23 protein-coding genes are annotated in these 26,560 nt (G+C 54.1%); 6 read left to right on the top strand and 17 right to left on the bottom strand.

Annotation, left to right across the window (positions count from 1 at the left end):
- Window positions 1–81: 81 nt before the first annotated feature.
- Complete coding sequence (locus tag AAGQ96_RS21065) at window positions 82–840, top strand: SDR family oxidoreductase (RefSeq protein WP_147200338.1); 759 nt, start codon at window positions 82–84, stop codon at window positions 838–840.
- Between the two features lie 57 nt (window positions 841–897).
- Here AAGQ96_RS21065 and AAGQ96_RS21060 read toward each other — a convergent pair whose 3' ends face one another.
- Window positions 898–1,749, bottom strand: a complete 852-nt coding sequence (locus AAGQ96_RS21060; RefSeq protein ID WP_147200337.1) for a PhzF family phenazine biosynthesis protein — start codon at window positions 1,747–1,749, stop codon at window positions 898–900.
- A 153-nt stretch (window positions 1,750–1,902) separates the two neighbouring features.
- Here AAGQ96_RS21060 and AAGQ96_RS21055 point away from each other — a divergent pair, with 153 nt between their 5' ends.
- Window positions 1,903–2,526 (top strand): glutathione S-transferase, encoded by a 624-nt coding sequence (locus AAGQ96_RS21055; protein WP_147200336.1) that lies wholly within the window; start codon window positions 1,903–1,905, stop codon window positions 2,524–2,526.
- A gap of 6 nt (window positions 2,527–2,532) precedes the next feature.
- Here the strand turns inward: AAGQ96_RS21055 and AAGQ96_RS21050 are convergent, their stop codons facing one another.
- Complete coding sequence (locus AAGQ96_RS21050; RefSeq protein ID WP_342754477.1) at window positions 2,533–3,990, bottom strand: PLP-dependent aminotransferase family protein; 1,458 nt, start codon at window positions 3,988–3,990, stop codon at window positions 2,533–2,535.
- 137 nt (window positions 3,991–4,127) lie between these two features.
- On the opposite strand from AAGQ96_RS21050, the gene AAGQ96_RS21045 reads away from it, so the two are divergent.
- Window positions 4,128–4,712, top strand: a complete 585-nt coding sequence (locus tag AAGQ96_RS21045; protein WP_342754476.1) for a LysE family translocator — start codon at window positions 4,128–4,130, stop codon at window positions 4,710–4,712.
- Between the two features lie 74 nt (window positions 4,713–4,786).
- On the opposite strand, the gene AAGQ96_RS21040 is transcribed toward AAGQ96_RS21045, so the two are convergent.
- The 4 genes from AAGQ96_RS21040 to AAGQ96_RS21025 all read right to left on the bottom strand — a co-directional run bounded on the left by AAGQ96_RS21040 (window position 4,787) and on the right by AAGQ96_RS21025 (window position 11,014).
- On the bottom strand, window positions 4,787–7,186 hold the full coding sequence (locus AAGQ96_RS21040; protein ID WP_342754475.1) for a phosphoketolase family protein: 2,400 nt from the start codon (window positions 7,184–7,186) through the stop codon (window positions 4,787–4,789).
- A 186-nt stretch (window positions 7,187–7,372) separates the two neighbouring features.
- Window positions 7,373–8,986, bottom strand: a complete 1,614-nt coding sequence (gene mqo / locus AAGQ96_RS21035) for a malate dehydrogenase (quinone) (protein WP_147200333.1) — start codon at window positions 8,984–8,986, stop codon at window positions 7,373–7,375.
- Window positions 8,987–9,536: 550 nt separating this feature from the next.
- Window positions 9,537–10,301 carry a triose-phosphate isomerase gene (gene tpiA / locus AAGQ96_RS21030; RefSeq protein WP_147200332.1) on the bottom strand — a complete coding sequence of 255 codons (765 nt, stop codon included), beginning with the start codon at window positions 10,299–10,301 and terminating at the stop codon, window positions 9,537–9,539.
- A 119-nt stretch (window positions 10,302–10,420) separates the two neighbouring features.
- Window positions 10,421–11,014 carry a YiiQ family protein gene (locus AAGQ96_RS21025; RefSeq protein WP_147200331.1) on the bottom strand — a complete coding sequence of 198 codons (594 nt, stop codon included), beginning with the start codon at window positions 11,012–11,014 and terminating at the stop codon, window positions 10,421–10,423.
- A gap of 92 nt (window positions 11,015–11,106) precedes the next feature.
- Here AAGQ96_RS21025 and AAGQ96_RS21020 point away from each other — a divergent pair, with 92 nt between their 5' ends.
- Window positions 11,107–11,550, top strand: coding sequence for a DUF805 domain-containing protein (locus AAGQ96_RS21020; protein WP_147200330.1), 444 nt, complete (start codon window positions 11,107–11,109; stop codon window positions 11,548–11,550).
- On the opposite strand, the gene fpr is transcribed toward AAGQ96_RS21020, so the two are convergent.
- Window positions 11,541–12,287 (bottom strand): ferredoxin--NADP(+) reductase, encoded by a 747-nt coding sequence (gene fpr / locus AAGQ96_RS21015; protein ID WP_147200329.1) that lies wholly within the window; start codon window positions 12,285–12,287, stop codon window positions 11,541–11,543. The two genes, AAGQ96_RS21020 and fpr, sit on opposite strands and share 10 nt — an antisense overlap.
- A gap of 295 nt (window positions 12,288–12,582) precedes the next feature.
- Here fpr and emrD point away from each other — a divergent pair, with 295 nt between their 5' ends.
- Window positions 12,583–13,761, top strand: a complete 1,179-nt coding sequence (emrD, locus tag AAGQ96_RS21010) for a multidrug efflux MFS transporter EmrD (protein WP_342754474.1) — start codon at window positions 12,583–12,585, stop codon at window positions 13,759–13,761.
- Between the two features lie 87 nt (window positions 13,762–13,848).
- On the opposite strand, the gene glpX is transcribed toward emrD, so the two are convergent.
- From glpX to AAGQ96_RS20995, 3 genes are all read right to left on the bottom strand, one after another.
- Window positions 13,849–14,859 carry a class II fructose-bisphosphatase gene (gene glpX / locus AAGQ96_RS21005; protein WP_342754473.1) on the bottom strand — a complete coding sequence of 337 codons (1,011 nt, stop codon included), beginning with the start codon at window positions 14,857–14,859 and terminating at the stop codon, window positions 13,849–13,851.
- Between the two features lie 100 nt (window positions 14,860–14,959).
- Window positions 14,960–16,474, bottom strand: coding sequence for a glycerol kinase GlpK (glpK, locus tag AAGQ96_RS21000; RefSeq protein WP_147200326.1), 1,515 nt, complete (start codon window positions 16,472–16,474; stop codon window positions 14,960–14,962).
- 32 nt (window positions 16,475–16,506) lie between these two features.
- Window positions 16,507–17,352, bottom strand: coding sequence for an MIP/aquaporin family protein (locus tag AAGQ96_RS20995; RefSeq protein ID WP_147200325.1), 846 nt, complete (start codon window positions 17,350–17,352; stop codon window positions 16,507–16,509).
- 447 nt (window positions 17,353–17,799) lie between these two features.
- On the opposite strand from AAGQ96_RS20995, the gene zapB reads away from it, so the two are divergent.
- Complete coding sequence (zapB, locus tag AAGQ96_RS20990) at window positions 17,800–18,039, top strand: cell division protein ZapB (RefSeq protein ID WP_147200323.1); 240 nt, start codon at window positions 17,800–17,802, stop codon at window positions 18,037–18,039.
- A 54-nt stretch (window positions 18,040–18,093) separates the two neighbouring features.
- On the opposite strand, the gene rraA is transcribed toward zapB, so the two are convergent.
- The 7 genes from rraA to priA all read right to left on the bottom strand — a co-directional run bounded on the left by rraA (window position 18,094) and on the right by priA (window position 26,378).
- Window positions 18,094–18,579, bottom strand: a complete 486-nt coding sequence (gene rraA, locus AAGQ96_RS20985; RefSeq protein WP_147200322.1) for a ribonuclease E activity regulator RraA — start codon at window positions 18,577–18,579, stop codon at window positions 18,094–18,096.
- A gap of 105 nt (window positions 18,580–18,684) precedes the next feature.
- The gene (locus AAGQ96_RS20980) at window positions 18,685–19,614 is read right to left on the bottom strand and encodes a 1,4-dihydroxy-2-naphthoate polyprenyltransferase (RefSeq protein ID WP_342754472.1); all 930 of its coding nucleotides are present in this window, start codon (window positions 19,612–19,614) and stop codon (window positions 18,685–18,687) included.
- A 215-nt stretch (window positions 19,615–19,829) separates the two neighbouring features.
- A complete protein-coding gene (gene hslU, locus AAGQ96_RS20975) occupies window positions 19,830–21,161 on the bottom strand; it encodes an HslU--HslV peptidase ATPase subunit (protein ID WP_147200320.1) in 1,332 nt (443 codons plus the stop codon).
- A gap of 11 nt (window positions 21,162–21,172) precedes the next feature.
- Window positions 21,173–21,703: an ATP-dependent protease subunit HslV gene (hslV, locus tag AAGQ96_RS20970; protein WP_147200319.1), complete on the bottom strand. Its 531-nt coding sequence runs from the start codon at window positions 21,701–21,703 to the stop codon at window positions 21,173–21,175.
- Between the two features lie 87 nt (window positions 21,704–21,790).
- Window positions 21,791–22,771, bottom strand: coding sequence for a cell division protein FtsN (gene ftsN, locus AAGQ96_RS20965; protein ID WP_342754471.1), 981 nt, complete (start codon window positions 22,769–22,771; stop codon window positions 21,791–21,793).
- Window positions 22,772–22,937: 166 nt separating this feature from the next.
- Window positions 22,938–23,975, bottom strand: coding sequence for a DNA-binding transcriptional regulator CytR (gene cytR, locus AAGQ96_RS20960; RefSeq protein WP_147200317.1), 1,038 nt, complete (start codon window positions 23,973–23,975; stop codon window positions 22,938–22,940).
- A gap of 204 nt (window positions 23,976–24,179) precedes the next feature.
- Window positions 24,180–26,378: a primosomal protein N' gene (gene priA / locus AAGQ96_RS20955; protein ID WP_342754470.1), complete on the bottom strand. Its 2,199-nt coding sequence runs from the start codon at window positions 26,376–26,378 to the stop codon at window positions 24,180–24,182.
- Between the last annotated feature and the right edge of the window lie 182 nt (window positions 26,379–26,560).

The raw sequence follows: 26,560 nt of genomic DNA, 5'->3' as shown, positions 1-26,560 counted from the left end.
GATGCGTATCTGAGAGTATTTATAGATCGGATTGCAGGCAATATGCTGTTTTTTATCCACAGTAAACTGGAGGGAGATCAAATGAGCCATAAAATCGCGATTATTACCGGCGGAAGTCGGGGCCTGGGCCGAAATGCGGCGCTAAAACTGGCTGAAAAGGGTGTTGATATTATTTTGACCTGGCGTAATAAAGAGGCTGAAGCGCTGGACGTCGTTAAGGCCATTGAGGCGCTCGGCGCCCGTGGGCTGGCGCTTCAGCTGGATGTAGGCGACAGCGATGCCTTTTCTGATTTTGCCAGTGAGGTTCAGAAACAGCTTAAAACGCTTTGGCAGCGTGATAGTTTTGACTACTTATTAAACAATGCCGGATCGGGGCTGCATGAACCCTTTATTTCCACTTCCGAAGCGCAGTTTGATGAGATGGTGAATATTCATTTCAAAGGGCCTTTTTTCCTCACGCAAAAACTGCTGCCACTGATGGTAAATGGCGGAAGGATTTTGAATATCTCCAGTGGCCTGACTCGCTTTAGCCAGCCCGGTTCGGGAACCTATGCCGCAGTGAAGGGCGCGATAGAAGTCCTGACCCGTTATCAGGCCAAAGAGCTGGGTGCGCGGGGTATTACGGTAAACGTACTGGCGCCTGGCGCGATTGAAACGGATTTCAGCGACGGCAGAGTGCGTGATAATCCTCAAATTAACGCCTTTATCTCCTCGGCTACCGCATTAGGCAGGGTTGGATTGCCGGATGATATTGGCAATGCCATTGCGCTGATCCTTAGCGAGGAGAGTGGCTGGATAAACGGTCAGCGTATTGAGGCGTCAGGTGGTATGTTTCTCTAAGCAGGCAGATGCGGTTTTCCCCGGCTGGCCTGCGCCGCCGGGGAAGCAAGAGCGGCATCAGAGTTTGATGGTACCGTTGATTACCGTTACCGTATGGCCACCAATCCACACGCCGTCGGCAGCCCATGTGACGCTTAACCGACCTGCACGCTGCATGGCCGTACCCTGACGAACCCGATAGTCTAACTCCACGCCCTGCGCCTGAAGATAGCGGGCGAGACACGCATTGGCGCTGCCGGTAACGGGATCTTCACTCAGCGATCCCTGTTCAATCAGCAAGCCACGCACCTCATACTGTTCCTCCTGATCCTTCAGCGGGCCAAAAGGCATCACGCCCGTCACGCGCGCTTTTTTAAGCAGGCGCTCAAACTCAATCGCATTGGGCTTAATAGCCAGCACGTCTTCTGCTGAGATCATCGGGACCAGCAGCCAGCGAATGCCCATATCGGCAACCATCACCGGCAGCCGGGTTTCGATGGCGTTGCTGTTTAGCGCGCTGCCGAGAGGCGCATCACTAAATTCTGTAAGCGTTGCTTCGGGCGCGGAAAAGGCCAGTGCGCCATCTGCACTGATTTTAATCGTCACCAGTCCCAATTCGCACTGCTGCACAATCTGTCCCGGCGTTTTCAGGGTAATCCCGTTTTCCAGAAGTGCATGAGCCGTTCCCAGCGTGGGATGTCCGGCAAAAGGCAGCTCGCTATCCGGGGTAAAGATGCGCACGCGATAGTCCGCAGCCGGGTTGTCTGGCGGTAAAACAAACGTGGTTTCCGACAGGTTAGTCCAGCGCGCGGTGCTCTGCATTTGCTCATCGCTGAGGCCGCTGGCATCAACGATCACCGCCAGCGGATTGCCGTTCAGAGGAGAAGAAGTGAAGACATCAACCTGTTTAAAAGTGCGTAACTGCGTCATAGTTAACGTTACCGTTTAATTTTTTGAAGGTATCAGGAAATTTTTGCCACAAAGCAAAACGGTTGAAACATGCTGGCTTACAGAGTACGGCCATTGTCAGTCCGGCTGCAATGGGTATTAATAGTTAAAACCTGAACAAAAAGTGACGGAATTATGCTGAAAATACTGGGACGTGCATCGTCTATCAATGTCAGAAAAGTCCTTTGGATCTGTGAAGAACTGGAGATCCCTTTCCGCCGTGAAGACTGGGGAGATGGCTTTAAATCGCTTCAGGAAGCGGAGTTTAAAGCGATGAATCCTAATGCGCTGATCCCGGTGATCCAGGAGGACGATTTCACGCTATGGGAGTCCCATGCCATCATTCGTTACCTGGCTAATGCTTGGGATGGCGAATGGCTCTATCCCCGCCATCCTCGCACCCGTGCGCCGATCGATCAGTGGATCGACTGGCAGGCTACCGAGTTGAACACCTCCTGGCGCTATGCTTTTATGTCGCTGGTACGGCATTCGCCTGCACACCAGGATCCGCGGTTGCTCGCTGCTGCCTGCAAAGGCTGGTCATACACCATGAGCATTCTCAATCAGCAGCTGCAACGTACCGGCGCGTACGTTGCCGGTAACGCCTTTTCGCTGGCCGATATCCCCATTGGATTGTCGGTCAATCGCTGGTATGAGACCCCGCTGGAGCACCCTGATTTTCCGGCCGTTCGCGCCTATTACGAACGGCTTACCGGGCGTAAAGGCTACGCGAAGTGGGGCCGAAACGGGACGCCCTGATCGCAATCAGATCATGCCCGCTGGGATGCCGCTCATTTCGCAAGCCAGCGCGCCAGTTCGTTTCAGCGCCCAGGTATAGCGTTCATCAAAGGGATAACAGCAGGTAAGGCGCAATGCGCTGTTGCAACGGTCGCTCAGGGTATAGAGCGCGCCTGGGGTCAGGCAGATTTTTTCCTGTAGCAGGCGGTGGAACAGTGCAATGCAGTCGATCTCGCCGGGCAGCTCGACCCAGAAAATAAAGCCGCCGCTGGGCTGGGTAGCTCGGGTTCCCTGAGGAAAATGCCGGGCAATCAATCCCCGCGCTTCATCCATCTGGGCGGCATAACGGCGGCGCATGGTGCGCAGATGATGATCGTAGCCGCCGGATTCCAGAAAATGTCCGAGCGTTTCACTGAGCAGGCGTGATTCGGTTAAAGAGGAAACGGATTTCAGCCTCGCCAGATCTTCGCTGAAGCGGCCTGCGGCAATCCAGCCCACATGGAAATCCGGCGTCACCGTTTTAGTGAAGCTGGCGCAATGCAGTACCCAGCCGTCACTGTCGAACGCTTTAACCGCGGGTGACAATGGCCAGCAGAACTGCAATTCATCATACAGACCATCCTCAATCAGCGGGATCTGGTAACGATTCACCAGCTTCGCCAGCCGCTTTTTATCTTCCAGCTTCATGGTACAGCCCAGCGGATTTTGTACGGTGGGCATGGCGACCAGCGCCTGAATGCGTTTCTCCTGCAATACCAGTTCCAATGCATCAAGCGACAGACCATGCTGCGGATCGGTTGGGATTTCAACGACGTTCAGCCCCAGACTGGCAAGCAGCGGAAAGAGATAGAAGTAGGTTGGCGTTTCCAGCCCAACGCAGTCGCCCGGCTTAGTGACGACGCGAAGCGCCAGCTGCAACGCCTCCATGCAGCCGTGTGTTAGCGTGATATCGTCGGTGGTTAATGTCATACCCAAGTCCCTTGCCCGACGCGCTATCTCCCGACGTAAACGTTCACTGCCGGGAGGAAGGGCATAGCGACCAATCAAATTCGGTTCACGGCGCAGCAGCGAAGCCATAATACGGCTGATTTTTGCCGTCGGAAAAAAATCGCTGTTTTGCGGACAGGCAAGAGAGATATTGGTGTAATCCGGGTGGTTCTGGGCGGCAAAAACGGCTTCAATCAAATCCAGCTTGCTGCTGCTGGGCGAGCTCACTTTTGCCCGATGGCTGGCCTGGGCCTTAACCGAAGGTAAAACGCCGCGAACGTAATAACCGGACTGCGGACGCGCTTCAATCAGCCCACGATCTTCCAATAAGCGGTAGGCGGTTAATACCGTATTAATGCTGACCTGATGGGTGGCGGCGCAGCGGCGAATGGCGGGCAGGCGGCTGCCGGGAAGCCAGGTGCCATTATGTATGGCGTCTGCCAGCGTTTCGGCAAGCTGATGATACAGCGTGCTCTCCTGCGGTTCGATGATGGACACAGTAGTTCCTCCAGAGCATGGGTACAACAGGTATTTGGATAGGATTGTACTCATGACAATAGTGTATTTCTGAATCTGTTACCATCGCCCGTCTGCTTGTATTTTGGTGCTATCAAATGACTCGCAGGATACAGCCGATGATCGATCCCTCTTTTTTCAGTTACGTTACCGTTATGTCGATAACGCCAGGTCCGAATAACCTGCTGCTGGCAACTTCTGGCGTTAATTTCGGCCTGCGCCGTACGCTTCCCATGGTATTGGGGATTATGGTTGGCTGTGCAGTACAGATCGTGATGGCCACCCTGATGCTGGACTTTTTACTGCAATGGATGAGCGCGATTCGGACGCCGCTCACGCTGTTGGGCTGTGCCTATTTGCTGTGGCTCTCGTGGAAAATTTTTCGGGCGGGCGCGCCGGAACTTCATGAGAAAGCCAGGCCGATGACGCTGGTGGGCGGCGCAATGTTTCAGGCCGTCAATCCGAAAGCATGGCTGATGGCGATCAACGTGGCGCTGATGTACACGGCCAGCAGCAGCCTGATGGTGGTGGCAGGCGGGTTTATGCTGTTAAATCTGCCCTGTATTCTTATCTGGGCAATGATGGGCGATCGGCTTGGTCAACATTTACAGGTGGCCTGGAAACGACGTCTGTTTAACGCATTGATGGCGTTTTCGCTGGTTCTGACCACGCTGTGGATGCTGGTTGAACTGCTTCATCCCTGAAGCAGCCTTCGCTGTCACAGGCCGGCACCGATGGCTCCGGCCTGTAAACCCTGGGCTAACGGCCACTTATGCCGTTAATCGCCCACGTCGCTGCTTCCTTCTTGCGATGGCCATTTCCAGTTCTGTACTTCCGGTACGTCTTCGCCATATTCACGAACGTAAGCGTGATGAGCGGCCAGCTTCTCCTGCAAGGCGTCCAGCACGTCGCCCGCTTTTTCCGCCAGCCCCGGAACACGTAAAATTGCCTCCTGAGCCAGATGGTAGCGATCCACTTCGTTAAGCACTGTCATATCAAACGGCGTAGTTGTTGTGCCTTCTTCATTAAATCCCCGGACGTGGAAATTACGATGATTGTTGCGCTGATAGGCCAGTCGATGGATTAGTGCCGGATAGCCGTGGAAAGCAAAGACGACCGGTTTATCGACGGTAAAGATGGCGTCGAAGGCCTCGTCTTCCAGGCCATGTGGATGCTGATCTTTTGTTTGCAGTGCCAGTAAATCCACCACGTTAACCACCCGGACCGCCAGGTCAGGCAGGTACTGACGCAGCAGGTCGACTGCGGCAAGGGTTTCCATTGTCGGGACATCTCCTGCGCAGGCCATCACCACATCGGGCGGCGTATCGGCTTTTTCATTGCCTGCCCAAGGCCAGATGCCCATCCCCTGTTCACAATGGGCAATCGCTTCGTCCATGCTCAGCCACTGCGGTTCGGGCTGTTTACCGGCAATGATCACGTTGATGCGATCCCAGGTTTTCAGACAGTGATCGCCAACCCAGAGCAGCGTGTTGGCATCAGGTGGCAGGTAAACACGCACAATATCGGCTTTCTTGTTGACAACGTGATCGATAAAGCCGGGATCCTGGTGGCTATAGCCATTATGATCCTGCCGCCAGACGTGAGAAGAAAGCAGGTAGTTTAGGGAGGAGATCGGTTCACGCCATGGCAGCTTGCGAGAGACTTTCAGCCACTTGGCGTGCTGGTTAAACATCGAGTCGACGATGTGGATAAAGGCTTCATAGCAGTTGAACAGCCCATGCCTGCCGGTGAGCAGATAGCCTTCCAGCCAGCCCTGACACTGGTGCTCGCTCAGGATCTCCATCACGCGGCCATCCGGTGCCAGCTGCTCATCGTAATCCTGGATTTTTTCCATCCAGGTGCGATTAGTCACATCAAAGACTTTGCTGAGCCGGTTAGAGGCGGTTTCATCCGGGCCAAAAAGCCGGAAATTATCTGGATTATGCTGGAAGATGGCGCTCAGATAACTGGCGAGAACCGCAGTGGACTGCGCCTGCGTTTCGCCGGGCTTGCCGACATCAACAGCGAATTGACGAATGTCCGGTGTCTTAAGCTCTTTACGCAGACGACCACCGTTTGCGTAAGGCGTGGCGCCCATACGTTTATCGCCTCGCGGAGCCAGCGCCTGTAGCTCAGGTTTTAATCTTCCTGCATCGTCAAAGAGATCGGCAGGATGATAGCTCTGCATCCATTCCTGCAAAATCTGACGGTGGTCGTCGTTTTCACGACATTCGGAAACGGGAACCTGATGGGCACGCCAGAAACCCTCGACCTTTTTACCGTCCACCGTTTTGGGGCCGGTCCAGCCTTTGGGGCTGCGCAGGATAATCATCGGCCAGCTCGGAATGTTTTCCTGTGCATCGCCCCGCCGGGCTTCCAGCTGATACTGGCGAATGCTGTCGAAAGCGCAATCCAGCGCTTCGGCCATCAGCCGGTGCATTTTTAGCGGTTCGTCACCCGAGACGAATAGCGGCTCATAGCCATATCCGCGGAAAAGCTGCCGCAAATCTTCATCGCTACTGCGTCCCAGCAGCGTGGGATTGGCAATTTTGTAGCCATTCAGATGCAGAATAGGGAGCACCGCGCCATCACGAGCGGCATTAAGAAATTTGTTACCGTGCCAGCTGGCGGCCAGCGGACCGGTTTCGGCTTCGCCATCGCCGATCACGCAGGGGACGATCAGATCCGGATGATCGAAAGCGGCACCAAAAGCATGAACCAGTGAATAGCCCAGTTCGCCGCCTTCATTAATTGAGCCTGGCGTTTCCGGCGCGGCATGGCTGGGAATGCCGCCGGGGAAAGAGAATTGCCGAAACAGCTTTTGCATACCTTCAGCATCGGCACTGACGGCCGGATAAACTTCGCTGTAGGTACCTTCAAGCCAGGTATTCGCCACCATGCCCGGACCACCATGGCCCGGGCCGCAGACATAAAGCAGATCCACATCTCGCTGGCGAATAATACGGTTCAGATGAGCATAGATAAAGTTCAGGCCAGGAGTGGTTCCCCAGTGGCCCAGCAGGCGAGGTTTTATATGCTCGGGCCGTAACGGCTCACGCAGCAGGGGATTGCTCATTAAATAAATTTGCCCGACCGAGAGATAGTTGGCAGCACGCCAATAGCGATCGAGAAGCTCAAGCTCAGCGTCGGTGACTGGCTGTGGCAAAGACGTATCCATTTAGCTGCTCCTCTGTTTAAGGTCAGATAAAAGCATAGTCGTCTGAGTGAGTTGTGCAGGGAATGGTCGGCCAGGCAGGGTAAATTCAGAGAATGGCGAAAAATTGAGTACCGGGAAACAGGCAGAAGGGCGGAGCGAAGGCCAGACTCCGCCCTTTCTACCGGCTAGTTTAGCCGGCTATAGCGATTACTTGCCAATAACCGCAGCACCGGCAATGGCTGCTTCATCATTAGCAGCGGTAAACGGCGAGTAGTTCAGCTGCAGTATACGGCTGGTTTCCGCCATGATGTGCTCCGTCGTCGCGACGTTACCGTTCAGCTTCTGACCGTATGAAGGCAGCATTTTTTTCAGCTTTGACTGCCACGCCGACGTGTTGAAGCGGTCAGAAAAGACTTTATTCATCAGATCCAGCATGATTGGCGCACCGGTTGATGCGCCAGGCGAAGCGCCCAGCAGCGCAGAAATGGTGCCATCCTGCGATGCCACCACTTCCGTACCCAGCTTCAGCACGCCGCCTTTTTCAGCATCTTTCTTGATGATCTGCACGCGTTGGCCTGCTTTCACCAGACGCCAGTCCGCTTTCTCCGCATCCGGGAAGTACTCTTGCAGCGCCTTGTGGCGATCGTCATCGGTCAGCATGACCTGACCCACCAGGTATTTTACCAGGTTAAAATTATCCAGCCCGACATGAACCATCGGCTTAAAGTTCGACGGCGTCATTGAGCCAAACATATCCCACAGCGAACCCTGCTTCAGAAACTTGGTAGAGAAGGTGGCAAAAGGCCCGAACAGCATGACCTGCTTGCCGTCCAGCATGCGCGTATCAAGGTGTGGAACGGACATCGGCGGCGCGCCGACCGAGGCTTTGCCATACACTTTCGCCAGATGGCGTTTCACCACGTCTTCGTTTTCGCTGACCAGGAATTCGCCACCCACTGGAAAACCAGCATAGTCTTTCGCTTCCGGGATACCGGTCTTCTGCAACAGCGTCAGGGCTGCGCCGCCCGCGCCGATAAAGATGTAGCGCGCGCGCAGGGTTCGCTCGGCATCGTTTTTCAGATCGGCAATCGTCACGTTCCAGCTGCCATCGTCGTTACGTTTAAACCGGCGAACTTCGTGACGAGTATGCAGTGAGAAATTCTCATTTTTCTGTAACGAAGCGACCAGCTGACGCGTGATTTCGCCAAAATTAACATCGGTTCCTGTCGGGATGCGCGTAGCGGCCACGCGTTCCTGTTCGCCGCGTCCTTCCATCACTAAGGGGATCCACTTTTTGATTTGCTCGGGATCTTCGGAATACTCCATGCCACGGAACAGCGAACTCTTCTGTAAAGCTTCAAAGCGCTTCTTCAGGAAGGCGATATTGTCGTCGCCCCAGACAAAACTCATGTGCGGCACGCTGTTAATAAAGCTGTGCGGATTTTTCAGGCCGCCACGTTGCACCTGATAAGCCCAAAACTGGCGAGAGAGCTGGAACGCTTCGTTGATGTCCACGGCTTTTTTGATATCGACGCTGCCGTCTGTTTTTTCCGGGGTGTAGTTCATTTCCGCCAGCGCGGCATGGCCGGTGCCTGCATTGTTCCAGCCATTTGAGCTTTCTTGTGCAACGTGCTCAAGACGCTCAGTCATACTGATGCGCCAGTCCGGCTCAAGCTCCTGTAAAAAAGCACCCAGCGTGGCGCTCATAATTCCGCCGCCGATCAGCAACACATCGACGTCAGCGTTTTCGGTTATCTCGGCTGTTTTCGCAAAGCCTGTTTTGTTGCGGGAGGCAGCCAGGCGTACTTGTTGATTTGGCATGGGGCGACTTCTCCGTATGTTGAATAATCAACATGTTTAGCGGGTGAAACAGAGTCGGTTTCTGTTCGAGCCGTTTTCTGTTCCACTGAATGCAGGGATGCTCTTATCAGAAAGGCCTACAGAGTAAAGGGTCTGTTAGCACAGATTTACATCACCTGAAATATACCATTGTTACGTGGCATTTAAAAAATTGTTTAAAGATTAAAAATGAGAATGAAGAGTGCAACGAAATTAGCAACATTGATACTCTGCACAGAATGGCTTTTTTTATGCACAAAATACGGTTGTTTTTGCACCGAAAATCAAAAGGTTATTATTCCGGATTACTGATAGCGACTGAAAAACGTCGGATTTGGGTGCGAGGAGAGGAGAAGCTGAATCGATCCGCTAAAAAAATTCAGGCGTAGAAATAATGAACGGTATTTGTTATGTAAATGTTACATATAGGTGAATTTGATGTCGGGTGAGCGTCAAAGCCCTGGAGTGGCAGAACCGGTAAAAAGAAGAAGAAAGGAAAAACCTGCCCCGTTTCCGGGACAGGGGGTAAACATCAGGCTTTAGCCGCCGCAGCCGCTTTAACGATCACCGCAAAAGCATCGGCTTTCAGTGATGCGCCGCCTACCAGCGCGCCGTCGATGTCTGGCTGAGCAAAGAGTTCAGCAGCATTTTTATCATTGACTGAGCCACCGTACTGAATGATGACCTGAGCCGCCACGTTCGCATCTTGTTTCGCAATGTGGTCGCGGATAAATTTGTGTACTGCCTGTGCCTGCGCAGGCGTCGCTGATTTACCGGTGCCGATTGCCCACACAGGTTCGTAAGCGATAACCACGCCATTGAACGCTTCCGCGCCCTGGGTTTTCAGCACGGCATCAATTTGGCGAGCACACACTTCTTCGGTTTTACCCGCTTCGTTTTCCGCTTCGGTTTCGCCAATGCACAGCACGGGGATCAGGCCCGCGGCCTTCAGCACTTCGAATTTTTTAGCAATCAGCTCGTCGCTTTCTTTATGGTAAGTACGACGCTCTGAGTGGCCGATAATGATGTATTTCGCACCAATATCTTTCAGCATGTCGGCAGAGACTTCACCGGTAAAAGCGCCGCTCAGGTTAACATCAACGTTCTGCGCGCCAAGCGCGATATGGCTACCGGAAGCGGCATGTTTCGCCAGATCCAGATACATCACCGGTGGGGCAATGGCTACGCCGCAGCCATCAACGCTGCTCAGCTCATTGCGCAGACCTGCAATCAGCTCGTTGACCATAGTTTTGCTGCCGTTCAGTTTCCAGTTACCCATTACTAACGGATGTCGCATTCTATCCTCCACGCTTAGCGCGATACGGTTAAATTACCCTGCCTTAGCAGCGTTGTCTGCCAGACAGTATAGAGATCAAAACCTTCGAAGGCTTTGCTTTTCGTCATCTTTGCGCCGGGTCAGTTATTTCCCATCGCCAGTTTTATCGGCTCAATGGCAAAGGTCAGTCCCTTGTCGCCGTTATCCGCGATCACGTAGCGAACGGCGCCTTCGGTCTGAGCAAAATAGCGTGAACCTTTACCCTTGCTTAACAAATCCTCCAGCCTTTTAAGACTCTGCTCTTCGCTAAGCGTTGGCTCAAAAAAACGTTCCAGCGCGGTCATGTAGGCCAGCGCTTTGTCGCGTGCCGCTTTCTCCTCCGGGCCAGGAACCGGTAGCCAGGTAATCTGCAACGTTTTGATCTTTCCTGTTCCCTGTTCCAGCGCGGTAGAACTATAGAGATTTTCATTGATCTTACTGGCGGCACGCGTCAGATTACTTTTGTCACCCCGGCTGTCTGTTGCGCGATACTCAGGAATCGGTAACGCAGAGTTCACCGCATTATACTTTTCGCGAAACTGGCCGATAGTCATATCGAAGGTGGGCGATCCCGCCAGAAGATAAGGCGCCGTTGGCATATGTTCGGTACGATCCTGCGGATCGGCATTGGCCTGCGCTGCTGCTGTTGCCAGCGAGACCAGTAACGTGATGCCCGTCAACATCGCTTTATTCATTATCGTCTGCCCTAACCAGTACATTCAGTTGAAGATTAGAACGGACAATGACTAAAAAAGTCAAAGCCTGACGCTGTTCTGAGGGAGAATTTATGACCTTACAAGCATGGTGTTTTTCGTGGCATGGCAGACTGGGTAGACGCGATCTTTGGATCTGGCTGACCCTGTGGCTGGTGCTGATGACGCTGCTTTTTACCCTGGCCGCTCGCGGTTGGATGACGACCCAGACGGCAGCTTTCTGCGTGGTCAGCCTGTTATGGCCCTGTAGTGCGGTAGTGGTGAAGCGGCTACACGATCGTAATAAGTCTGCTTACTGGGCGCTCTTGTTGATCGTCGCCTGGATGCTGATGGCGGGTAACTGGGACATGCTGCCCGCCAGTTGGCAATGGGCGCTGGGCCGCTTTATTCCTGCGCTGATTATGGTGACGATGACGCTGGAACTCGGCGTATTTCGTGGTAGTCCAGGCGAGAACCGCTTTGGTAAAAAAGCGCGGCCGGTTAACTATTTCAACCGTAAAACGCCGGATTACCAGTAGTGTTCGCTGGTCATGTGGCCCGGTTTACGCTTCAGATGCTTGCGCATTCCGCGGGTCTCTTTTAGCAGCTGCTGCGTATCCCTGACCATTTGTGGATTGCCACAAAGCATGATGTGGCTCTCTTCTGCCGTCATCGGTAAGCCTACGGCCGCTTCCAGCTCGCCGTTTTCTATCAGTGCGGGAACCCGGCCGGTTAACGACCCCGTGGCTTCTTCACGGCTAACCACGGTCTGAATCCTTAACTTACCGTTATAACGCTGCTGTAGCTGCTGCATGAGCGGCAAATAGCTCAGATCCTGCGCGTAACGTGCAGCATGGACCAGAACGATATGATCGAAACGATCCAGCCCCACGCCTTCCTGCAAAATAGACAGGTAAGGGCCGATGGCCGTTCCGGTCGCCAGCATCCAGAGGGTTTTGCACTCGGGGATTTCGTCCAGCACAAAGAAACCTGCCGCTTCTTTGGTGATCATTAGCTCCTGGCCGGGCTGCAATGCGTGAAGGCGAGGGCTGAGCTTGCCTTCCGGCACGGTCACCAGATAGAACTCAAGATTCTCATCACTCGGCGCATTAACATAAGAATAGGCACGCTGTACGCGTTCCCCGTCTATTTCCAAGGCCAGCTTGGCAAACTGACCCGCAATAAACGGATCGATAGGGGCGTTGACGGTGATGCTGAAAAGACTGTCCGTCCAGTCATGTACCTGTTTGATCCTGGCGTTGACCCATTCGGCCATTACTGACTCCTTAGTTGGGGAAAGCAGGTTAATAACCGTATCTTCGTCACTACACGACGATTTTTCCAGTCGGTGGCAGGGGACAAAGCTCGTATCGACAAATTAAACCCACTTTTTGACTATAACGTACAGTTTCATTTACGGCATTGCCTGCTTTTGCTGACGCCGGGCCGCCTCTTTTTTTTGCTGCCCCTCTCGCTTTGTCATTTATTCCTGATATTTTCCTCGCCATAAAATTCCCTTTCCCGGCCGGTCGTCTTTATCGGGACGATAGCGCCAATAAATGTTGAAAAAAATGAAAAAAATAGCAAACGGGCATCTGCTGGTAATGCTGATCGCGCTGGTGGCCGTCGGGCAGATGGCGCAAACCATTTATGTGCCCGCCATGGCTACCATTGCTGAAGCCTTTAACGTTCGTGACGGCGTGGTCCAGCGGGTAATGGCGGCTTATCTGATGACCTATGGCGGCTCACAGCTTTTATATGGTCCGCTCTCGGACAACATTGGCCGGCGGCCGGTAATCCTTGCCGGGCTGGGCGTATTCCTTATCGGGACGCTGATCGCCCTCAGCGCACCGACTTTCGATCTGCTGGTACTGGGCAGCGCTATTCAGGGCTTAGGCACGGGCGTGGCGGGCGTAATGGCCAGAACGATGCCGCGAGACCTGTATGCGGGTGGCGCGCTCAGGCAGGCTAACAGCCTGCTGAATATGGGGATCCTGGTTAGCCCACTGGTTGCGCCCGTTATTGGCGCTGTGTTGACGCACTGGGTTGGCTGGCATGCCTGTTTTGTCTTTCTGCTGGCGCTTTGCCTGTCGGTCGGTGTGGCTATGCTGCGTTGGCTGCCGGAGACTCGTCCGCCGCAGCCGGAAAAACGCGCTTTGTTTTCACGCTATCGGCCCTTGCTGGCAGACGGCACGTTTATTCGCTACCTGGTGATGCTGATGGGTGCACTGGGTGGCATAGCGGTGTTTGAAGCAAGCTGCGGTGTGCTGATGGGCGGCGTGCTGGGCCTCAACAGTATTACGGTCAGCCTGCTGTTTATCCTGCCAATTCCGGCCGCTTTCTTCGGTGCATGGTTTGCTGGTCGCGATAACAAACCTTTCCCACAGCTGATGTGGTGGTCGGTGAACAGCTGTTTGCTTGCTGGCGCACTCATGTGGATACCGGCATGGTTTGGCATAATGACCATCTGGACGCTGATTGTTCCCGCCGCGCTGTTCTTCTTTGGTGCGGGAATGCTGTTTCCGTTAGCCACAACGGGCGCGATGGAGCCCTGGCCTTATATGGCTGGCACGGCGGGTGCGCTGCTGGGCGGCTTACAAAATCTGGGATCGGGTCTGGCGGCATGGCTGTCGGCGTTGCTGCCGCAGAAAGGCCAGTTCAGCCTTGGCATGCTGATGTTTGCCATGGCGTTGCTTATTCTGCTCTGCTGGTTGCCTTTATCGAAGCGGCCTGAGCCGCAGACGGCATAGCGGGGTAACAGGTAGTCCAGGTCGTTCAGTCGACTGACATCGGGAGTGGCAGAATGGCGGGCAGCAAACTGACCCGCCATTTTTTATCTACAGAAGGTACGGGTGCAGGCTTTCGTCTTTACGATCCAGATAGTGAATGGACTGTATACGGCGAATGGTGCGTGATTTACCGCGTATCAATAACGTTTCGCTGGTGGCGATGTTGCCCTGACGGGTGATCCCTTTCAGCAAGTCGCCGCTGGTGATGCCGGTGGCTGAAAAAATCACATTATCGTTATGGGCCATATCATCCAGCTGCAATATTTCTCCCGCTTTAATGCCCATTTCCAGACAGCGTTTTTCTTCCTGCTCGCCCATGGCGCGATTTTCCGGCGTGTCGCCTTTTACCCTATGGCGCGCCAGCAGACGCCCCTGCATATCGCCATCCAGCGCGCGGATGACCGCGGCGGAAATCACGCCTTCTGGCGCGCCGCCAATGCCGTACAGCACATCGATTTCGCTGTCTGGCATGCAGGTCAGGATAGACGCGGCTACATCGCCGTCAGGGAAAGCAAAGATGCGCACGCCTAACTGCTGCAATGAGCGGATGATGTCATCGTGTCGGGGTTTGGCAAGAATCGTCACGGTCACTTCTGACAGCGGTTTCTGCAATGCCTGCGCCACGCGCTTCAGGTTTTCTTCCAGCGGCTGCGCCAGATCGATTGCGCCTTTTGCGCCCGGGCCGACAACCAGCTTCTCCATATACATATCAGGCGCCTTGAGAAAGGTGCCTTTATCACCAACGGCCAATACGGTCAGCGCGTTTGCCTGGCCCATCGCCGTCATTCGCGTGCCTTCAATAGGATCCACGGCAATATCTACCGCATCGCCTTCACCGCTGCCGACTTTTTCGCCGATGTAGAGCATGGGAGCTTCATCGATCTCCCCTTCGCCAATGACGATTTGCCCGTCAATATTCACTTTATTGAGCATAATACGCATCGCATGGACCGCCGCGCCGTCAGCGGCATTTTTGTCGCCGCGTCCGAGCCACTTATAGCCAGCCAGCGCTGCGGCTTCCGTTACGCGTGAAAATTCAATGGCGAGTTCTCGTTTCATGATTAGCCCTGGAAAGAGGATGAGGCGGAAAGCTTAGCATGGCGGGCGCGGAAAAAGCCCGCGATCGTGGCGACCGCGGGCAGAGGGTAGAAGGTAAGGCTTACGAGTCGTCCTGCTCTTCCCATGCGCGGGCGCGGGCAACGGCTTTTTTCCAGCCTGCGTAGCGGTAATTACGCTCGGTGGTCTCAATGCTTGGGCGGAATTCACGTTCGATAACCGCTTTTGCACGGACTTCGTCCAGATCTTTCCAGAAGCCAACGGCCAGGCCAGCCAGATAAGCGGAACCCAGCGCGGTCACTTCCAGGACTTCAGGACGTTCAACGCGCGCGCCCAGAATGTCGGACTGGAACTGCATCAGGAAGTTGTTGGCGACCGCGCCGCCATCCACGCGCAGTGATTGCAGGCGGGTATTGGCATCAATCTGCATCGCTTCCAGCACGTCGCGGGTCTGGTAGGCGATAGATTCCAGCGTGGCGCGTATGATGTGGTTAGCATTGGCACCGCGCGTCAGGCCGAAGATGGCTCCGCGAGCATACGGATCCCAGTACGGCGCGCCCAGGCCCGTAAAGGCTGGCACCATATACACGCCGTTACTGTCTTTCACTTTCATCGCGAAATATTCAGAGTCGGTCGCATCACCGATTAGCTTCATCTCATCACGCAGCCACTGGATAGATGCGCCGCCGATGAATACCGCACCTTCCAGCGCATAGTTCACTTCGCCCCGTGGGCCGCAGGCGATAGTGGTTAACAGGCCGTTGTTGGACGTGACGGCTTCGGTGCCGGTGTTCATCAGCATAAAGCAGCCGGTGCCGTAGGTGTTTTTCGCCATACCCGGCTGAACGCACAGCTGGCCATACAGCGCTGCCTGCTGATCGCCCGCGATACCCGCGATAGGAATACGCGTTCCGCCTTTACCGCCGATATTGGTCTGGCCGTAAATTTCAGAAGAGGACTTCACTTCTGGCAGCATCTCACGCGGGATATCCAGGATGTCCAGCATGCGCTGATCCCATTCCAGCTTGTGGATGTTAAACATCATGGTACGGGAGGCGTTGGTGTAATCGGTGATATGCACCCGCCCCTGGGTCATTTTCCATACCAGCCAGGAATCCACCGTACCGAATAGCAGCTCGCCGCGTTTAGCACGCTCGCGAGCGCCATCAACGTGGTCAAGGATCCATTTCACCTTCGTCCCGGAGAAGTAAGGGTTAATGACCAGGCCCGTGGTGTGCTGAATGTACTCTTCCAGCCCTTCTTTTTTCAGTTTGGCGCAGTAGTCAGCGGTGCGCGGATCCTGCCAGACAATGGCGTTGTAGATCGGCTTACCGGTTTCTTTGTCCCAGACGATAGCCGTTTCACGCTGGTTGGTGATGCCGATAGCGGCAATCTCATCCGAGCGAATGTCGGCGTGAGCCAGCACTTCGACCAGCGTGGAGCTTTGCGATGCCCAAATGTCCATCGGATCGTGCTCAACCCAGCCCGTTTTAGGGTAGATCTGCTGAAACTCGCGCTGGGAGACCGCCACAATATTGGAGTCATGATCCAGGATAACGGCACGGGAACTGGTGGTACCCTGATCTAACGCGACTATATATTTTTTTTCTGTGGTCATAAATCCTTCCTGATGGTGTAGAGGGTTAGCACTTACGCTTTACGCTGCTCAGCACGAGCTACCGTCTTTTCTTCTTTCTTTACCGCAACTGCGCCTGGCAGATTACGGCCGATCAGAGAACGATAGCCAACTGCCCCAACGCAGGCGCCAACGATCGGGCCAAAGATTGGCACGAGGAAATAAGGGATGTCACGGCCACCGGTAAAGGCAACATTGCCCCAGCCCGCCAGCCAGGCGAAAATCTTAGGACCGAAATCACGAGCCGGGTTCAACGCAAAGCCGGTCAGTGGGCCCATTGCGCCGCCGATAACGGCGATCAGCAGGCCGATGAGCAGGGGAGCCATTGGACCGCGCGGCAGCCCGTTACCGTCGTCGGTCAGCGCCATAATCAGACCCATCATCACGGCGGTAATCACGGCTTCCACCAGGAAGGCCTGACCAACGCTGATGTGCGGATTCGGGTAGGTGGAGAAGATACCCGCCAGCTCAAGGCTGTCTACGCTGCCTCGCACCATATGGTGGGTCTGCTCGTAGTCCAGGAACAGATTGTAGTAGAGGGCATAAACCAGCGCGGCAGAGCAGAAAGCGCCCGCAACCTGCGCCAGAATATACGGAATAACTTTACGACGTTCAAAATTAGCAAACAGGCAGAGGGCGATAGTCACGGCAGGATTCAGGTGAGCGCCGGAAACGGCGGCGCTGAGGTAGACCGCCATCGCAACGGCAATCCCCCAGATAATGCTGATTTCCCACAGTCCTAACACTGCCCCGGCGACTTTTGCCGCTGCGACACAGCCGGCGCCAAAGAAAATGATGGTGCCGACACCCAGAAACTCGGCGATGCATTGCCCTTTAAGCGTACTTGTTGATTGACTCATGATGGTGTTTCCTGAAGGCGAGGTTTAATGTTCTACAGCGTTTTTTTTTCTCATTCCGTGAGTCGCCCCGATCTTTTGCGGAGCTGTTGTGAATTTATCGTTAACGAGCATAAACGAGAAATAGCGAAATCAAAAGTTGTGTGCTGTGTCAAAGAAATGAGCGTTTACGCGTCTTTCTGGCGGATTTTAGGCAGTTTCAGGCTTTCGTTTGAGTTTCTGTTTCGCAATCTGTTAACAATGACCTTACTTTCGTGGGGCGTAAATGTTGCAAAACCGGAACTTTACAGAAAATTCCCACTATCCGGCTACCCTACCGGTTCGCTGCTGGACTTGGCGGGCTGGTCTACTTACAATCGGAACATCGTTGCTATCCGCAGTCTGCTGGCTAAACCCTCACGATCGGCAATAGCAACATCAACGCCTTGCGATTAGGAGAGGTCATTTACGATGTCATTTGAAGTGTTCGAGAAACTGGAATCAAAAGTACAGCAGGCGATTGATACTATCACCCTGTTGCAAATGGAAATTGAAGAGCTGAAAGATCAGAATAATAATCTGAATCAGCAGGTACAACAGGCCGCTGGCAACAGCGAGAATCTGGTGCGTGAGAACCAGCACCTGAAAGAAGAGCAACTTGTCTGGCAGGAGCGTCTGCGAGCACTGCTGGGAAAAATGGAAGAAGTCTGATTTCCCAGTCAGGCTAACAGTAAAAAGACGGGTGCCTGTGTGCACCCGTTTTTGCTATTCGATATCGAGAGGCGCTTCGGAAAGGATAATACCGGTATTGTCGGCATACAGATGATCGCCGGAGAAGAAGGTGACGCCGCCGAAATTAACCCGGATATCGCTTTCACCAATGCCTTCACCCGCCGCGCCAACAGGAATAGCGGCAATGGCCTGAATACCAATGTCGAGTTCTTCCAGGTCGTCTACCTGGCGCACCGAGCCATAGACCACAATGCCTTCCCATTCATTCTGTAGCGCCAGCCGCGCCAGATCCGCGTCAACCAGCGCGCGCCGTACTGAGCCACCGCCGTCTACCAGCAAAATGCGCCCGCGTCCGTTCTCTTCCAGCAGGTCATACAGAAGCCCGTTATCTTCGAAACATTTTACCGTAATAATTTGCCCGCCAAACGAGGTGCGGCCACCGAAGTTTGAGAAGAGCGGTTCAACGACATTCACATCTTCTTGATAGATGTCGCAAAGTTCGGAAGTATCATATTTCATAAGGGTTCATCTGTTTGCCACAGGGAGAGTAAGTATATCGCTATCTGCCGGTTGTTGGCAAAATCATCACGGGTTAAAACTTGCGATGGGTCAATCACATCTTCGTTAATTCATTACCAGACCGATGGCGAAAAGCAGATTAACCAGCAGGGCGCTTTTGACCGTTTTCGCCAGCATTGGGCGCATTGCGCTGGCTGAAGTTTGCCGCAGAATAAAATGGCCCTGATGCGACAGCAGCGGCGCGGCCAGCATAAACAGCCAGCCTGTCAGGCTCAGCGAAGCCATGATGGCAAATAAACCGAAACAGAGCAGCGAGCCAAAAAGTAAAAAAGCATGGTAGCAGCGAGCATTTCTGGTGCCCAGCCGTACGGCCAGCGTAAATTTGCCATTTTTCCGATCGCTTTCAATATCCCGCATATTGTTAACGTTCAGCACCGCGACCGCCAGTAAGCCGCAGGCACTGGCAGGCAATAACAGGACCGCGTTTAAATGATGTGCCTGAAGGTAATAGCTGCCTAAAACCCCAAGCCAGCCGAAGAAAATCAATACCGAAACATCGCCCAGGCCGAGATAGCCGTAGGGCTTTTTACCTACCGTATAGGCAATAGCAGCAACGATTGCCAGCGCGCCTAACGCCAGAAATCCCAGCATATCGTTCAGTGACTGGCACGAATTTACCACCAGAAAAACCCCTGAGATAAGCGTAAGCGCAACGGTAAGCACCAGCGCGACACGCATCTGTTTCTGGCTAATAAGACCTTTTTGCATACCACGCAGCGGCCCGATACGTTCAGGCGTGTCACTGCCTTTAACCGCATCGCCATAATCGTTAGCCAGGTTAGAAAGGATTTGCAGCAGCGCCGTGGTGAGCAGCGCTAACACGGCAGTAGAAAAATGAAACTGGCCTTGCCACCAGGCTAACGCTGAACCGGTTATTACCGAAGCGCAGGCGAGAGGAAGCGTGCGTAAACGAAGGCTTTCCAGCCAGGCTTGAGAGGAGGTCAGGGCTGGAACGGCACAGATGTTTTCCGTCATAGGGGTTCGCATTTGGCTTAAAAGGAATGGGGATGATAAGCAGTTTACTGTCTGGCCAAACCGGAAGAATTAATCCACATCAATGATAGTTACGACGTCGGGGGTTCTGTTAACACAGTGCTGATTAAAAGCGGATGAGATGCGCGTTCAGGCGGGGTTTTTGATGACGAAAGCGTTAAAAAAAAGGAGGCCGAAGCCTCCCGATCGTTGTGCGCTTACAGAATGAAGCGGCTGAGATCTTCATCGGCCACCAGCTCATCCAGATGCTTACCAACATAGTCAGCATCGATGGTAATGGAGGTACCGTTGAGATCGCTGGCGTCGTAGGAAATCTCTTCCATCAGACGTTCCAGCACGGTATGCAGGCGACGGGCACCGATGTTTTCAGCGGTTTCGTTAACCTGCCATGCGGCGGCGGCGATGCGGGTGATACCATCTTCAGTGAAATTGATATCCACGCCTTCAGTTTTCATCAGCGCTTTGTACTGAACGGTAACGGAAGCGCTTGGCTCAGTCAGAATGCGCTCGAAGTCGTGTGTTGTCAGCGCCTGTAGCTCAACGCGAATTGGCAGACGACCCTGAAGTTCCGGGATCAAATCTGACGGGCTGGCAACCTGGAACGCACCGGAAGCAATAAACAGGATATGGTCAGTTTTAACCATGCCGTGTTTGGTGGAAACGGTACAGCCTTCAACCAGCGGCAGCAGATCGCGCTGTACGCCTTCACGAGAAACGTCCGGGCCGGAGCTTTCGCCACGCTTACAGACTTTATCGATCTCATCAATAAACACGATGCCATGCTGCTCTACGGCTTCAATGGCTTCCTGTTTTAACTCTTCCTGATTGACCAGCTTGGCGGCTTCTTCTTCCACCAGCATTTTCATTGCGTCTTTGATTTTCAGCTTGCGCGGCTTTTGCTTCTGACCGCCCAGATTCTGGAACATTGATTGCAGCTGGCTGCTCATCTCTTCCATGCCCGGAGGCGCCATGATTTCCACACCCATTGGCGCAGCAGCCAGATCGATTTCAATCTCTTTATCGTCAAGCTGACCTTCACGCAGTTTTTTGCGGAAGGACTGGCGGGCAGCGGAAGGTTCCGCAGCGGCTTCTGCCTGGCCCCAGTTGTTTTTAGCCGGTGGGATCAGCACATCAAGAATCCGTTCTTCAGCCATCTCTTCGGCGCGATAGCGGTTTTTTTCAATCGCCTGAGAACGCACCATCTTAATCGCTGAGTCGGTAAGATCGCGGATAATGGAGTCAACTTCCTTACCTACATAGCCCACTTCGGTGAACTTAGTCGCTTCGACTTTAATAAACGGTGCGTTGGCCAGCTTGGCCAGACGACGGGCGATTTCCGTTTTACCAACACCGGTCGGGCCGATCATTAAAATATTTTTTGGCGTCACTTCATGGCGTAACTCGTCATCAAGCTGCATGCGGCGCCAGCGATTACGCAGGGCAATCGCTACAGCGCGCTTGGCGCCATCCTGGCCAATAATAAATCTGTTCAGTTCGCTGACAATTTCGCGCGGCGTCATTTCGGACATAGTTGGGATCCTTACGCTTTAGACGGTAATTCTTCGATAGTAAGATTGTGGTTGGTATAGATGCAGATATCGCCTGCAATACCCAGCGCTTTTTCCACGATGTCGCGCGCGCCGATCTCGGTGTTTTCCAGTAACGCACGGGCTGCTGCCTGCGCGTAAGGGCCACCGGAACCAATGGCGATTAAATCATTTTCAGGCTGAATGACGTCGCCGTTACCGGTAATGATCAGCGAGGCGTTTTCGTCCGCTACTGCCAGCAGAGCTTCCAGCTTGCGTAGCATGCGGTCAGTACGCCAGTCTTTTGCTAATTCCACGGCCGCTTTCACCAGATGACCCTGATGCATTTCCAGCTTGCGTTCGAACAGCTCAAACAGCGTGAAGGCATCTGCAGTACCACCGGCAAAACCAGCAATGACTTTATCATTATAGAGACGACGCACTTTTTTGACGTTGCCCTTCATTACGGTGTTGCCGAGAGTAGCCTGGCCATCACCGCCAATTACTACCTGGCCGTTGCGTCGTACACTTACAATTGTTGTCACGGGCAGACCCCTTGTTGCAGTCGGAAGATTTCCCCGCGTTACCGCGGGGCAATGATGCAATCAGATATGGGGCGAGTTTGAAGGGTTTCAACCCCCGATGGCGAGAGGAATACAATTTGAGTGGCCCGCACCGCGCAGGCGTTTTAGCGTGCTGTCGGCGCTTGCCCGGTTGTTGTAGGGACCCACAACGACCCGATTCCAGCCGCCACCGGTGGTAATACGGCTTTCAAAACCTTCAAAAGCCAGCGCAGCGCGAGCAGACTCGGCCTGGTCGGTACCTTTGAACGAACCGCACTGCACCATCCAGCGCTGACTTTTCTCTTTTTCTGCCGGTTTCTCTACCGGTTTCGGTTTTTCTGCCTTCGGCGTCGTTACCGCTGGGGCCTGTACCTGACGAGCTGGCTCGTGGGTAACCGCAGGCTGGCTACGAGCAGGTTGAGTCTGCTGCATACGCGACTGCTGTTGCAGCTGCGTTTGCTGCTGTTGGCGCTGTATATTTTGCTGCTGCTGCTGCTGCTGCTGCTGCTGCTGCTGCAATTGTTGCTGTTGCTGTTGCTGCTGACGCTGCATGCTTTGCAACTGCGTTTGCTGCTGCTGACGCTGAAGCGTCTGCTGGCGCTGCGCTGGCGTCTGTTCGTTCCACGGTACTTCGTTAAGCTGGGTTGGCTGCTGGCGCATGTCGGCCTGCATCTGCTCAAGCAGCTGACGCTGTTCATCGGTCAACTGCGTTTGGGAATGCACTTCTCCCCCTGCGGAAGGTTCCGTAGGCGCAGGCACGGTAATCTGTCGATTTTCCAGCTCTTTGATATAGCGCCAACGTTCTTCTGGTTTAGGCGGCAGACCGTTGCCCGCAGCTTTATGATCCGGAATGACAGGCGTTTCTTCTTCTTTTTTATGATGGGCGATAAACCACAGCCCGCCGACGAATGCTACCAGCACCGCAACGGCAAGCATCACCATGACTTTTGATACACCTGAACCACTGCTGCGCTTTTTACTGCGGCTGTTGCTCTTCTTGCGACGCGTCCCTGTCGAACGCCCGCGGCTTACGTAATCTTTTTGTGCCACTATCGTTCCGCTAATATTCAATGAAAGGTGAGCCCGGACCAGCGCTGGTGCCCCGGCTGTCAGCTCGCCATGTTACTCAAGGGCCGGAAGTTTGACCAGCAGCGATACGAGTAAGAATCTGCTGAATCTCGTTTTTAAGGTCGCACGGGAGCGATTTTCGCGGCGATCAGTCCCTCGCATGCAGCGCTGGCGCCGTGCTGCCACGGATTTTTAATTCGAAATCCAACAGGCGAGATCCACTGTTAACCGGTTTACCCTGTAACTGCTCCAGTAACAGGTTCATCGCTTCACGACCAATATTAAACCGGGGTTGGGCAACGGTAGTTAACTGAGGATCGCTATAGCGCGACAGCTCAATATCATCAAAGCCAATCAGCGATAAATCCTTCGGTACCCGCAGCCCCATCAGTTTTGCCTGAGCCATGGCACCCAGCGCCATAATATCGCTGTGGCAGAAAAGCGCGTCCGGCGGTTTAGGCAGCGCCATCAGCTGCTTTAACGCCCGGCTACCGGCATCAAAGGTAAAATCTCCCCGCACAATATAGTGGGGATCCAGCGTAATGCCATTCCGCCTGAGTGCCTGAATATACCCTTGCAGGCGATACTGGCAGAGCGGCATATCCTGTGGCCCTGCAATGCAGGCGATGCGGCTGTGCCCCAGTTTAAGCAGGTGGTTGACGGCTTCAAATGCCGCTGTCAGGTTGTCGATATGAACCGTGGGGAGATCAAGCTCTGGGGCAAATTCATTTGCCATCACCATCGGCGGCAGGTTGCGTTGTTCCTCAGAACTGGTTTCAAACGGGACTTGTGAACCCAGTAACACCATACCGTCAATCTGACGGGTCATCATAAGGTTGAGAAAAGCATTCTCCTGGCTGTTCTGATGGGCGCAATCGCCAATCAACACCAGATAACCCCGATCGGCGGCTACCGTTTCAATCCCACGAATCATCTCGCTGAAAAAGGGATCGCAGATATCCGGCACGATAACCAGAATCGTACGGGATTCGTTGCGCCTGGCGCTGCGGGTCATTGCGTGGGGAGAATACCCAACGGCAATCACCGCCTCTTCAACTTTTTGTCGCGTTGCGGCAGAGACTTTTTCCGGATTCATTAGCGCACGTGACACGGTTGCTGTTGATACGCCCGCTTTTTCCGCCACGTCTTTCATGGTGGCGCCAGTGGCCTCTTGATTCTGCTCCAACGCTATTCTCCTCACGTCAGCTTGCGCTGACCTGACTGTCCAGGATATTGAAAAAGGGCATCGTCAGCGCTCTTGCCTGCTCAATGCCCTCTACAAAACTAACCGATGTCCATTAATGAAGTTACTTAATTTGCATAAAAACGCTGACTTGTGCGAATTTTTTCGAAACGTCTCGCAGCGCATTGTCACCATAGCAGGGCTGTTTCAACCTTCCGTTGGATCCACATCGAGGGTCCATTTAACTTTGCGCGCCTGCGGAAGTGTACCAATCAGCGGCAGAGTGGCCTTAATCAGTCTTTGCAGCACGCCTCTGGAAGGGTGTTGTAACAGAAGCTGCCAGCGATAGCGTCCACCGCGTTTCGGCTGGAGCGCCGGCACCGGTCCCATTACCCAAAATGCGTCATCTTTCAACGGGCTGGATTCCAGCAAGTTGCGTAGCTGCTGTAAAAACAGCGCCGACTGCTGGTTATCATGATCGTCTGAGCGAAACAGAATGTGGCTGGTAAAAGGAGGTAAAAAGACGGTCTGGCGTTCATTCAGCGCCTGTCGGGCAAAGGCATCGTAGCCCTTGTGCAGCAGCGTTTGCAGGAGCGGATGGTCAGGATGGTGCGTTTGCAGTAGCACTTCGCCCTGTTTACCTGCGCGTCCAGCACGCCCGGCTACCTGGGTATAGAGCTGAGCAAAACGTTCGGCTGAACGGAAATCAGCAGAAAAGAGTGCGCCGTCAACGTCCAAAAGCGACACCAGCGTGACATCAGGAAAATGGTGACCTTTTGCCAGCATCTGCGTGCCAACCAGGATACGGGCACCGCCGCGATGAACATCCGCCAGATGTTGCTCCAGCGCGCCTTTACGGCTGGTGGTGTCACGGTCAATGCGGGAAAGCGGCACATCCGGGAACAGTTCGCTTAAGTTGTGTTCCAGCTGTTCGGTACCTAACCCGACAGGCACCAGATTTGTTGAGCCGCATTGTGGGCATTGATGGGGAACAGGCCGCTGGCTGTCGCAATGGTGGCAGCGAAGCTGACGATGATGCTGATGCAGCGTGTAATAACGATCGCAGCGCTGGCATTCGGCAATCCACCCGCACTCATGGCAGAGCATTGCGGGCGAAAAGCCGCGGCGGTTAAGAAACAGTAAGACTTGATTATCTGCCTTAAGATGCTCACCCATTTTTTTGATCAGCATGGGAGAGAGGCCGCCCTGAAGCTTAACGCCTTTCAGGTCAATCAACTGCTGCGTGGCCTGGCTCGCGTTCCCGGCTCGTTTATTCAGGTTGAGCTGGCGGTATTTTCCCATCTGGACATTGTGCAAGGTTTCCAGCGCGGGCGTGGCCGTGCCCATAACAATCGGAATATCTTCCTGGCGGGCGCGGAACACAGCAAGATCGCGGGCCTGATAGCGCCAGCCTTCCTGTTGCTTATAGGAGCTGTCGTGTTCTTCATCGATAATAATGACGCCAAGGCGGGCGAAAGGAGTGAACAGCGCCGAGCGGGTACCGATCACAATCGCCGTTTCGCCGCTGCGTGCTCTTAACCAGACCGCCAGCCGTTCGCTATCGTTTAGCGCGGAGTGCAGAACGTCTACGGGTGCATTAAAGCGTTCGCGAAAGCGAGAAATTGTCTGTGGCGTCAGGCCAATCTCCGGGACCAGTACTAACGCCTGGCCACCGTTGGCCAACACGTTTTCCAACACGCTGAGATAGACTTCTGTTTTGCCTGAGCCGGTGATGCCAGCCAGTAGCCATGCGGCAAAATGGTCATCTTCGCTGCGCATAGCGCCGACAGCGGTGGCCTGCTCGGTATTCAGTCGTAAACGCTCGCCTTTAACCGCATAGCTGGCGCGCCAGTCCTGCTGCGTACGACGCTGTTCCTGCAAATCACACAATCCTTTCGCCCGCAGAGCCTGCAACGTTGCGTCTGTAATATCGTGCTGGCTGATTTCGTGGCGGTAGAGATTACGCTGGCGCAGCGCCGCAAGTGCCTGCTGTTGTTTAGGCGCGCGTTTCAGACTCTCCGGCGCGGTTTCTCGCCCGGTCTCGGTAATAAACCACTGCCAGAGCGGCGCTGCCTGCGCGGGTTTCCCCTGACGCAGTAACACGGGCATAGCATGGAACAGCACTTCACCCAGAGGATAATGATAATACTCGGCTGCCCACAGCAAAATACGCCATAATGACGGCGACCAAATCGACTCGCTGTCCAATACTTCCTGAACCGATTTTAACTGATCGACAGGAAAATCGCTGGTCTCGCTTAGCCCGACCACGACGCCAATGGCTTTGCGTTTGCCAAAAGGCACGCTGACGCGCGCGCCAACCACTGCCGCAGGCAGATGGGGCGGTAACAGGTAGTCAAAGTTACGGGCCAGAGGGACGGGCAGTGCGACCTGAACAACGGGCATATATCATCCGGATGAAATAGTGAGCGAGATAGTGTACACTGTGTCTTCCGGATTGTGCGGATTCGATTGCAGCGAGCGGTTATTTTCTGTATAGTTCGCCGCCGTTGATACGGCTTTTCGGTATCAAAACACCTGAATTTTTAATCTTCGTGTGGTGCCGGTGCAGGGTTATCCTGGCACGG

Origin of the sequence: Pantoea sp. MBD-2R (assembly GCF_039134845.1) — a bacterium.
Lineage (GTDB): Bacteria > Pseudomonadota > Gammaproteobacteria > Enterobacterales > Enterobacteriaceae > Erwinia.
Note: the sequence above shows the minus strand (reverse complement) of the source record. Positions and strands in the feature narration are given on the sequence as shown.